The sequence below is a fragment of the Butyricimonas sp. Marseille-P2440 genome, assembly GCF_900091675.1.
Taxonomy (GTDB): Bacteria; Bacteroidota; Bacteroidia; order Bacteroidales; family Marinifilaceae; genus Butyricimonas; species Butyricimonas synergistica.
The window spans coordinates 971,852-983,856 of the sequence record NZ_LT594610.1 but is presented as its reverse complement, the minus strand read 5'-3'; the positions used below and the strand labels follow the sequence as shown (position 1 = coordinate 983,856).

Sequence of the window (12,005 nt, the reverse complement as noted above, 5' to 3'; positions counted from 1 at the left end):
GATACGTTGATGAAAAAAATGCTTGCTATATTTCTTACTCTCGTGACCTTCGCCAGTTGCGACAAAAACAACGAAGAGTTTTCCACCCAGAGCCCCGTGAAGGGGACGCTCTCTCTCAATACCCAAGCTACCTGGGAAAACGAACCTGATGCCATAAGCCGTGCGAATGCCGATAACACCCCAATAACCTACACGTTCGAGGCGTGGAGCCACGATGCAGTCCCTCGTTGCGTCCTGCATGCCACAGCAACCGGAACACTTGCCGGGGCGGCTATAGAGATTGCACTGGTACCCGGCAATTACGATTTCTTATTCTGGGCAGACTACGGTCGAGAATATTATGACACCGAAAACCTGCGTCAAGTAAAGATTGCTACGACATCTTACACGTCCCCCGCCGACGATAGCCGCGATGCCTTTGCTGGTGTGCTAACGGGCATAACGTGGAAAGGCGGATCGGGTACCGGCATCACGCTGTTACGCCCGCTTGCCAAGCTGCAACTACAGAATAACACGCCATTCGCCACAGACCACGAAACGATAAAAGCGGTCTACCGAAATACCCCGACACGATACGACGTACTCACAGGTAAAACATCCGAACCGCAAGAAATAGAAGTATCCTTCCCGAAAGTGAATGCCGGAACAACGTCTGCAGGCATGGATTTTCTTTTCCCCATTTCTGGGCAAGGAACGGCTATCGGGTTGGAAACGACCGTGGACGGAGTGGAGAAACGACTTGACGTATTACCCTTGCACACCAATTACATCACCAAGGTTACGGCAAAATTTGGAGAATAAATACACAAGAATCACTAAAATCCAATATATTATGAGAAAATTGTTTTTAATAATCGCAAGCCTTGCCCTGACGCTTGTAGCTTGCCAAAAAGACGAGATCGAAGGATTTGATACCGCAAACTCGCAAACCATCAGCGTGATTATCCCGCAAACGGGTTCCGTGAGCCGTGCTGCCGGTGACGGTACACAAATAAACCGCTGTATCATGGAAATTTACCGGAACGGGGAATTGTACGGGGAACGAAAGATCGCAACCGTATCCGGTAACAAAGCCTCTTTCACGGACTTACGCCTGGTGACCTCGCAAACCTACGACTTCGTGTTCTGGGCTGATTGCGCTGAAGGTGAAGCGGATAAACACTACACCACGACCAATGGTCTTACAACTATCAAGGCGACAGGGTACACCGGAAACAACGAGGAATTCGATGCATTCTTCGCCAAAGAAACATTCGAGGTAACCGGGGCATTCACGAAAGAAATTACACTTACCCGTCCTTTCGGGCAGTTGAACGTGAAAACGCTTGACTTGGGCGCAATCAAGGACGAAAACTTGAAACCAACCCATGTAAAAGTGAACTTCAAAGCCGTCCCCTCCACGTTCAACGCATTAACCGGAGAAGCGAGCGAGGAAACTCCCCTAGAGTACACCGCCGAAGTTTCCGATGCTGCAACCGGTTTGTTGACCATCGACTACATTTGGGCTACCCCGGAAGAAGACGCCCTGGCAGACTTCTCGATGACATTCACCAACAACGGTAACGAGATCACTACCAACGACGCATTCACCAACATCCCCATCCGTCGCAACTACAAGACCAACGTATCCGGTAACCTACTGACGAAGGCAGGGAACATCAACGTGACCATCGACCCGAATTTCGAGGATAACATCGACCAAAATGTCTATAAAGTACAAAACATCGCCGAGGCTAACGAAGCTTTCGCTAATGGCGCAACAAACGTGATTGTGACCGAAATCCCGACTGAAGCAGCAACCCTCATCCTACCTAAAACGAGGGCTACCGTATCTGCCACCCTACCTAAGTTAACGTACAAATTGACAGTTCTGTACGCCAATGAAGCTAGCGATGAACAAAAACCTGCTATGTTCTATTTGACAACAGAAGCTGATGAAATCGAAATTGAAACACCCAATACAACCGTTACCCTTCTTGGTGCAATGTACCAAAATGTAACGGCTAAAACTGCCGAAAACACCTTAATCGTGGGGGAAGAAACAATTATTGAAAATCTTATCGTGCTACAAGGTAACGTGGATGTTTACGGGACTGTGAAAAAAATCGTCAAAAAAGCTTCTAACACGCAAGTTATACTCCATGCCTCAACTGCCGGGAAACTCTCGGAATTTGCAGAGAACTTAAACAATACAACCAATATATACAACAAAGTAGTACTTAACGCCGACATTGACTTCAAGGGTACCGCCTTCTCGATCAAAACAGCTAATAAAATCACGTTTGACGGTCAAGGACACACGTTGTCCAACTTCAAAGTGGAAAACACTCAGACTGCCGGTCTTTTCTGTGATGCCATTTCGGTAACTGTTACCGACCTGACAGTCAAAGGTGCCACCGTGAAAGCGGTAAATGATGGCAATGGCAATGCTTATGCCGGCGTAATAATCGGTCGTTCTTATGGAACCATCATTCTCGACAATTGCATCGTAGAGGGTTCAACCGTGGAAGGAGTGAATAAAGTCGGCGGCATGATCGGTTTCGTGGCTGAAAATCATGTCGAAGCTACCAATTGCAAGGTCGTTAATAGCACAATTTCTAACGAGAATGTAAATTTAGAATCCGGTCAAATCGGCGGATTTGCAGGTTACATCGGTAATTGTTACAAATCGACTTGTTTATTCACGAACTGCTCAGTAGAAAATTCTGAAATCAATGCATACCTGTTCCTCCCCTCCTTACGTCATATCAGTAAATTCAACGGTACTTTCCAAGGTAGTGAAGACACTGATGGACTAACTATTGATAATTGCAGCGTGAAGGACGTAACGCTCAACGGAATGAACTCCACTGCCCAATCATTTGTTTCTCTCTACGGTGACTTACTCGGCGGTAATCGCTATGGCAAAGGCAAAATCACCATCACAAATTGCGATGAGAATATCTACATTTCATCACAAGCACAATTAGCCCAATTGGCTTCTATGGTAAATAAAGGCACAAACTTTAAAGGAAAAACACTTAAATTAACAAACAATATCAATCTGGAGAACAAAGAGTGGAAACCTATCGGTTTACAAGACAAAGCATTCCAAGGAACTTTTGACGGTTGCGGCTACACTATCAGTAACTTAAAAATCAATCAACCCTCGAACCAGAACGTGGGACTATTCGGTTTCACGACCAACGGGAAAATCAAAAACTTCACGCTTCATAATGCAACTGTTTCCGGTTATTTAAATGTAGGTGCAATAGCAGGAACTCCCTATACTTCAACATATTCTGACATACGACTGACCGGGAAGGTACAAATTAACGGTTATGCTTACGTGGGTGGCATGTTGGGCAAAAATGCCTATGCAAACCTGAATAACCTGACAATCGATGTAGAAGAAGGAAGCCTAGTTCACGCCCAAAGTGAAACATTTCGTAGCTACGTGGGTGGTTTAGTCGGCTTCATGGGCGAAGGAAATATTCTCGTATCCAACATCACATCAAATATCAACGTGACAGGCTCCACTTGCGATGTTGGAGGTATCACCGGTATAGCCCATTACAATAACACGTTTGAAAACTGCATCTGCACGGGCAACGTGACTTTACAAAACGCAAATGACCCCGGTGACGAACAGGAAATTGGTGGTATCGCCGGGGTATGGAATAACACAAACGGAACAAAAGTTATTTTCCGCAATTGCCGATTTAACGGAACTCTCTCATCAACACTAAAAGGCGAGGACAAATCGGAAGAAATTGCCGACAGTAACCGAATTACCGGTCGCAAATACAGCACAGACGGAACAGGAGAATTAATTATAGAATAATTATATGCAACCAGACCACCCGGACGGAGCTTGACCGCACCCCCGGGTACAAATTAACTTCGGGGTTGCGAATGGCAACTCCCTTAAAATAACAAAACATGAAAAGATTCCTTTTAACAGCAGCAAGCTTTGCGATGATGCTTATCGCTTGCCAAAAAGATGAGATCGAGGGGTTCGGAACGAACTCGCAGACGATCAGTGTAACTATCCCACAAATCAACACAATGAGCCGTGCCGTTGGTGACGGCGACGGAGCTCAAATCAATCGTTGCATCCTAGAAATCTACCGGGACGGTCAATTGTACGGGGAACGGCAGGTAACCACCGTAACCGGGAACAAAGCCACTTTCGACCTGCGCCTGGTGACGTCGCAAACCTATGACTTCGTATTCTGGGCTGATTGTGCGGACAACGGACAAGACAAATACTATGACACGCAGGTCTTAACCGAAATCAAAGCGGTGAACTACACAGGAAACGACGAGGGATTCGATGCCTTCACCGCCACAAAAACTTTCACGGTAAAAGAAAGTTTCGCGGAGAACGTAACCCTCACCCGTCCTTTCGGTCAATTGAACGTGAAGACACTTGACCTGGATGCCATTCCCGATGACGAGTTGAAACCCACGAAAGTCAAAGTAGCCTTTACCGCTGTTCCCGCATCATTCAACGTCTTGACTGGCAAAGTAAGTGAAGATATGATCGCAGTGCAATACGAGAAAGAGGTCGTGAACGGGGAAGGTTACCTCACCATGGATTACCTTTGGGCTCCCAGCGATGAATCCACGCTGGCGGATTTCACGATGACGTTCTATAACGACATGACCGAAATCACGAGCAATGACAACTTTAAAAATATCCCTATCCGCCGCAACTATCGCACCAACGTGTCCGGTAATCTGCTGACGAAACAAGGTACGATAGAAGTTACCATCGACCCGATATTCGAAGGAGAATACCCCGTGGTTGTCAACGGTGCCCTCAACCTCTCTACCAACAAGGAGTACTCCTCGTTGCAAACAGCCATCAACGAAGCATCTGACGGGGACGAAATTCGCGTATGGGGTGTAATCGACGAAGACATCGTGGTCAACAAAAAGGTTACGATCAAGGGGGGCTCCGACGGTATCATGACTGCCTCTGCGGAAGAAAATGCCGTGTACGCAAAAATTCGCACGTTGAACGTGGCAGCCGGCACAACCGCTACTTTCGAGAACATCCAATTCTTTGGAGCCAAGGACATTACCAACTCCAAAACCAGCGTATTGGTCAACAACGTGAAAGAAGTGACATTCAAGAACTGTCTATTCGCACAAGAAAATGTGACGGAAGAAGATATGCGCCCGATAGAAACGGCTTACGGGATGACCGGTAAATTGACACTCAATAACTGCGTGGTAAAAGCAGGTAGCAGCAACGCATATTTTAACGCATTGGGCAGTGAAGGAACTCTCGAGATCACCAATTCCGTGTTCGAACAAATCGTCACGATCGATCCGTTGATTGCAACCACGCAAACTGCAGGAACATACCTAATCCAAGAAAACCAATTCATGAAGGGTGTGGCAGCAACGGCTCTATCAGGAGCATCTGACGCAAACGGCCTGAACGCTGCCGAAAAAGCATTTATCAACAGCATTATCAGTAACGGTAATGTTTTTGATAACGAGGAACAAAAAGTAAAGGTATTCGGTAGCGGTAGTCAAACTTTCTGGGTAAACGATATAGCTCCCGCTATCTATAACAAAGAAACGGGTACAGCTTATGAAAGCGTGCAAGCAGCCCTCACTGCCGCCAAAAGCGGAGAAACGATAATCGTGAGCGGTACCACTTGCCCTGAAACGCTCACTGTTCCTACCGGCGTTACACTTGACGGAAACAATACCACAACCTTCACGGGCATCCTTGCCGCGGCAGAAGGTGCAACGCTCCGTAACTTCACGGTAAACTCTGCTACTCACCGTTGTCTCGCGATTACAGCTTCAAATGTAACCTTGGATAATCTCAATATGGTTTACGAAGGAAGTAATAACAGACAAGAAGGCGTAACTTTCTATGAAAACGTTAAAAACGTGACCGTCAAAAATTGCCATTTTACCGGCTACTGGAAAGGAATGTACGTGGGAAACGGTGCCGAAAACTTAACGATCGAGGGATGCACGTTCGAAAGCATGAATCCGTTCAGCATGGACCAATGGTTCCCGACGTTGAACGTGAAAAATAATACTTTCACAGGAAATGGTTTCATGAGTAAAGCTATCCACCTCACCGTGGAACAAGGTACGAAAGGAATGGAAGGAACCACGAAATACCAAGAGAGTTGGCCAAAAGAATTGAAAGAAAGCGTGTACGCTATCATGGCTGAAAACACATTCACCAATACTCCTTACATGCGCATTACTAGCCAAGACGCAAGTTGGGATTACAACATTGACGGCGAGCCCTATTTTTCTTTTAACGATTTCAATAAAGGTCTCTTGAAAAACGCCGAAAACGCTTTCACTCAACCTGATCGTTACCAACCTTCCGCTGTCGACTTCATTGAATTTGACAGTAAGAAGAATGTATTACACTACACGTTAGACAGTCGTACCAATCAAGCAAATCGTGGCACGACTTATAGCGGGCACTTCTACAACACCCAAGGACGCCACTTCAACGTGTTCAACCCCGCCGAACTCACGAAATGGGAAGTAAGCGGTAGTATTTATGTCAACGCAGAGTACATCACCAACCAGAAACCTTTCCGTTCCGAATTGTGGACCGCTGCCAAAAACACAACCACCGGCGAAGATGCCTACCCGATGCTCGGCATTGCCAACGTGGTAGAAGATGAAGGCGGCATTTACCAAAGCACGAGAGAGAAAGCCGTTGTACGTATCTGGGGTGACAAGGGTTGGAGCGCGATTGAAAACGTAGAGGTAACTGCCGGATGGCATACCGTGAAGATGGTATCTGACGGCACGAACGTAACCTACTATTTCGACGGAACCGAGATAGGTAAACTTTCTGCCTCACCGGCTTCTATCACAATCCACTCCATTATGCCACAGGCATTCCATTACGATTATCAACACACGGATGAAAGATGGTTCGCAGAAGGTTATATTTGCGACACCTATTTCTGTGATGTTCAATACAAATTGAATAAATAACAAACACCTGTAAAGGTTTAATAAAAAGGGGATGCATTTTTCACGCATCCCCTTTCACTTTTACCACAAAATACAAGTCATTATTTCTTCATCTCGAACCCGAGAAGCATCCCGTCATAACCTTCCATGAGAGAAGTCAAAGTAGAAGATGTATCCGATTTTTTCACCATCGCCGACAACACTTTCACAAATTTCATCAACCCGTCGACATTAAAAAGCAATGAAACTTGATCGCCCGACTTTGCCAATTGTACCTCGGTTCTCTTCACGGTAAAGGCGTTCCCCAGCGTGTAGTTCAACACCAATACTTTATTCTTCTCGTCCAAAGAATAAGTTCCTTTCAGCGTCTTCTTCCCGATAACATTCGTGAAAGTACTGTCACTATTGAAAGTGTACGAAAACTTACCGGGGACAATACCCACTTTCGTGTAAACCGCCGTGATCTTCTTCTCCAACGCCGAAGACATCAATGCTCCTCCTGCCTCCTTCAACACATCCTCGCTCGTCATCTTGCACGCGGGTTCCACGTAATTCCAAGTTCCCTGCAAATCAGAAAATTTAATCACATTCCCCGTGAGCGTGTTCACAACATTCTTTACCGTCGAAGAGTTTAAAATATCCTTCCACGACTGTGCATTTGCATCATTCACGCCCAACAAAACACTACAAGCCAATAGGCTTAAAAAAAATCTTCCTTTTTTCATAAATACAAGTAAATACATATAAATTAGTACATTCAGACCTAAAAATCATATCATTTATCGGTACAAATTTAATAAATTTTGCCATTTGCCCGTCGTTTCACAATCGCAGATTCAACTCAAAAATAAACACAATTCAGTTCAAGTGGAAAAAATGATCCGATCATCAGACAGGCAACACGACATATAATTAAGATTTTTTTTATTTCAACTTTTCTATCAATTTCGTAAATTTGCAACTCAAATAAACCAAGTTATTTGGTTCAACAAACGCCGATCCTCGCACGGGAGAATTCTACACATACACACCTTCTTTATTCTCCCGTGCTTTTTATTATTATAGCCACAAAACTTCTTGGTCGTGAGATTCGGAGTCGTCAGCATGAATAAAACTCTTATCAATCCCGATTCTTCAAAACTCAGCCTTCAATAAAGCATTTACCACCAAGAACCGATTTCTTGGCGTGTATACCTTATATCCACTGCCTTACCGAGGGTATGTGATCCTGTTCCCGACTTTTTCACGTGAACCGTTTTGTATAAAAAATAGGCTAAACCTTTTTGATTTAGCCTATTTTCATGCCTAACTGATAGATTTTCAGTAGAGCCAATTTGGGGACTCGAACCCCAGACCTACGCATTACGAATGCGTTGCTCTACCAGCTGAGCTAAATTGGCGATAACGGCTGCAAATGTACGACTATTTTTGAAATTTGAAAACGATAAACCAATTTTTTTTCGGCTTCTTATCACACATTTTTTATACATTTGCGGCGACCTTTTAATAATCAAGAAGATGAAACGACAAGCCCTCTCGAAAAAAAATTCACTCGCTATATTTTGTAGTTTATTTATTATCCTAAGCCTATCATTTATTTCTAATCTATCGGCTCAGAAAAAAGCGATAGAAACCTCTGGGGATATCATCTACTATGCCACACCCGTCATCAGCCTCGCAACGACATTACTAAAAAAAGATTACCAAGGAACAAAGCAACTTGTCTTTTCCGCAGTAACAGCCGTCGGAGCAAGCTATATCCTAAAACACACGATACGCAAAAAACGTCCTGACGGAAGCGATCACCATGCTTTCCCCTCGGGACACGCCACCGTTACCTTTCAAGGAGCATCGTTCCTGCAACGCCGTTACGGGTGGAAATTCGGGATCCCTGCTTATCTTCTATCGGGATACGTGGCGTGGACCAGAACGCACTGTGACAAACACGACTGGTGGGACATTTTGTACGGTGCTGCGATCGGCGTCGGAAGCAGTTACATTTTCACCAAACCATACGGGAAAAGCCACATTTCGCTCACGCCCACGATCATCGGGAAACGAATAGGAATACATGCCTGTATCACTTTCTAATAAATTTCTAAATAATTTGTTAAAACAGTATTTAAAGAAATCATAAACCCTCTTTTTATTGTGGTTCATCCATAATATTATATCTATTTTTGTTTAAAATAGAAAAGAAAAATCATGCTGCATTATACGTTCAAAATAGTCATTCTCCTACTCATGCTCATCAGCCCGATGACGCTATTAGCCCAAATACAAGCAAGAGATTCGGTTAGAAAAGACACGGTTAAACAAGAAGAAAAGAAAACAGTAAAATACACGCTCAAAGGAATTGTCATCGGGGATTCGGATGACGATTCTTTACCGGGAGCCCATATATACTTGGGAAGTGAAAAGAAACCTGTAACAGTAACAAATGCCATGGGAGAATTCACGTTAAAAGACTTGGCTCCCGGAGAAGTCATCGTTACCGCTTCCTATGTCGGATTCAGACCCACTACAAAAAAATATCTAGTAAAAGCGGATACAAATGTAGGCATGATTAAACTTTTACCAGAAGAATTAGACGAGGTTGTTATCACCGCAAAACCTCCCCTTATCATTCAAAAAGGCGATACCACGGAATTTAACGCGGCAGCCATGAAAGTTCCGGAAGATGCAGAACTGGAAGACTTATTAAAGAAATTGCCCGGTTTTGAACTCGTGGACGGCAAACTCATGGCAAACGGGGAGGAAGTAAAACGTATATATATTGACGGTACAGAATATTTTCTTGATAATCCGATGGCTGCACTGCAAACTCTACCGGCAAATATCGTTTCTAAAATCAAAATGTTTGACGGGAAAAGTGAAGAAGCGAATTTCTCTGGTTACAATGACGGAAAAAAATTCCGATCTTTAAATATCGAAACAAAGAATCCGGATCAACTAAAAATATTTGGTAAAGCTGAATTAGGCTATGGTATATCGGATGATGTCGAGGATTCTTTCAAAAATAACAATTACAACCTAGATGCCTCCGCGAATGCTTTCAATCGAAAACGCCGATTCTCCATCCGAGGAAGTTTACGCAACACAAATCAAGGCTCAGACCTGCCGAACGCTTCCTATCAGGGCAAAGGAGGACATAACAGGGGCAAAAATTTTGGAGCCGACTTTTATAACTCCTTCAAAAAAGGCATAGATCTTACCGGAGGTTATAGTGGCAGTGATAACGAATCATATTCCGCCAGTTTAACCCGTGAAGACTACTTCCCGTCCGAGAGTTATCAAAGTAAAATTTTCAATAACGAGAGTCACTCGTGGTCTGAAAGTTCCAACCATAGCGTCACTACCCGTTTCAATTACGAGATCAACGAAAAAAACAGGATCAACTTCTCCCCCTCCTTCTCTTTCCGGAAATCGGACAGCAGATCTATTAGGTTAGGTAGTAGTATTCAAGATAATGATACACTAAATATCACGAATGCCAAAAACCAAAACCACAATGAAAGCTATTCTTTTGGCGGGAATTTTTCATGGATGCACGGATTCGCAAAACAAGGGAGAACACTGACCTTAAACGGGAATATAAATGTCAATAATTCCAAAAGTAACGGGATACAACAAGATAGTAGTATCATCAATAAAAAAGATACCTTACGCAATTTAATAAACAGTACCAAAAGTTTTTCAAATTCATTAACCAGTTCCGTATCTTATTCCGAACCATTGACAGAGCACGCTCGTTTATCTTTCAATTACTCGTTAAGTTACAACCAAGACGAATCGGACAAAGAAAGTATATCGTACAAAGATGCCCTCTTCACGGAAGTTATCGGCGTAGATTCTTCCCTAACGAACAAAATCAGTAATACAAGAATAAACAATAGCATAGGCATCAATTATAACTATTACAAGGAAAAGTTTACCTTTAATGGAGGAGGTTCTATTAATATATCCAGGGAAGAAAACAAATACGAGTATTTAAATGCTCCGGATTCACTCGTGAGAAACAATTATCTGAATCTTTCTCCCCGACTTGACTTCAGGTATGATTTAACCAAAAGAAGTAATTTAAACCTTAGTTATAGCGGGAACACAAGTTCTCCGAGCGCAAGCCAACTACAAGATGTATTAGATGTGAGTGACCAATTGAGTGTATCAAAAGGTAATCCCAACCTGAAAAAAACATTCTCGCAATCCGCTTCAATCAATTTTAGTAGTTCAATTGTTTCGGAAGAGAAATTTAATTTCCTAAATGTAGGGCTTAGTTTCAACAATTCCTTCAACAATATAGCGTCAGCAACCCAGTTCATTGAAAATGACACCGTCATTAATGGGTACGAAGTGCTAAAGGGAGCCCGGCTTTCTATGCCCGTGAACTTGAACGGTCAATGGAGTATATCCATGAGATCCAGTTATTCCTTCGGAATTAACTCACTCAAATTAAGATTGAGTCCGTCTTTATCTTACAGCTATTCTCGTACACCTTCAATCTACGACAATATCAAGAATTTCACGAACTCACATCGTGCCTCTTTCGGCTTGGGAATAAATAGCAATATATCGGAAAATCTTGATTATAACATTCGATCCACTACCTCCTACACGTCATCGACAAGTACAACGACAGAAGGGTCTACATCATTCAGCCAATCTGTAAGTGCTAACGCCAATTGGGTATTCTGGAAAGAATTCATCTTAGCCGGTGATTATTCTTATAGCTATACCTTGAGTAAAAAAGGTGGAAATATCAACCAATCCAATAGCATGTTAAACTTGGAGATCGGGAAAAAATTCCTAAAGAGAAAACAACTTCAAGTAAGATTCAAAGCGATGGATCTATTGCGCCAAAGGAATTTATTGAATTACAGTATTCAAGATCTTTATACACAAACCCGGTACAGCACAAACACTCAAAATTATTATATGTTGACCGTATCTTATCGTTTCAACACGATGGGAAGCAAAAAAGCAGACCGGAAAAGATCAGGAGAAAACTCACCTCCGGGGTATTTTGGAGAATTCTAAAAAATAAACAA

The 12,005-nt window shown here is 43.3% G+C and carries 6 protein-coding genes and 1 tRNA gene; 5 read left to right on the top strand and 2 right to left on the bottom strand.

Going from position 1 to position 12,005, the window contains the following annotated elements; genetic code table 11:
* Positions 1-9 precede the first annotated feature (9 nt).
* The 3 genes from BN8899_RS15125 (at position 10) to BN8899_RS15115 (ending at position 6,978) form a co-directional block, all read left to right on the top strand.
* Positions 10-801 (top strand): DUF6562 domain-containing protein, encoded by a 792-nt coding sequence (locus tag BN8899_RS15125; protein WP_065220028.1) that lies wholly within the window; start codon positions 10-12, stop codon positions 799-801.
* A gap of 31 nt (positions 802-832) precedes the next feature.
* On the top strand, positions 833-3,823 hold the full coding sequence (locus tag BN8899_RS15120) for a DUF6562 domain-containing protein (protein WP_065220027.1): 2,991 nt from the start codon (positions 833-835) through the stop codon (positions 3,821-3,823).
* Between the two features lie 98 nt (positions 3,824-3,921).
* Positions 3,922-6,978: a right-handed parallel beta-helix repeat-containing protein gene (locus tag BN8899_RS15115; RefSeq protein WP_065220026.1), complete on the top strand. Its 3,057-nt coding sequence runs from the start codon at positions 3,922-3,924 to the stop codon at positions 6,976-6,978.
* Between the two features lie 80 nt (positions 6,979-7,058).
* Here BN8899_RS15115 and BN8899_RS15110 read toward each other — a convergent pair whose 3' ends face one another.
* Positions 7,059-7,682 (bottom strand): DUF4923 family protein, encoded by a 624-nt coding sequence (locus tag BN8899_RS15110; RefSeq protein ID WP_065220762.1) that lies wholly within the window; start codon positions 7,680-7,682, stop codon positions 7,059-7,061.
* Positions 7,683-8,284: 602 nt separating this feature from the next.
* Positions 8,285-8,357: transfer RNA gene (locus BN8899_RS15105), tRNA-Thr, on the bottom strand.
* 118 nt (positions 8,358-8,475) lie between these two features.
* Here BN8899_RS15105 and BN8899_RS15100 point away from each other — a divergent pair.
* Both BN8899_RS15100 and BN8899_RS15095 read left to right on the top strand, forming a co-directional pair.
* A complete protein-coding gene (locus tag BN8899_RS15100) occupies positions 8,476-9,048 on the top strand; it encodes a phosphatase PAP2 family protein (protein WP_065220761.1) in 573 nt (190 codons plus the stop codon).
* A 114-nt stretch (positions 9,049-9,162) separates the two neighbouring features.
* Positions 9,163-11,994, top strand: a complete 2,832-nt coding sequence (locus tag BN8899_RS15095; protein WP_026207309.1) for an outer membrane beta-barrel protein — start codon at positions 9,163-9,165, stop codon at positions 11,992-11,994.
* The last annotated feature ends 11 nt before the right edge of the window (positions 11,995-12,005 follow it).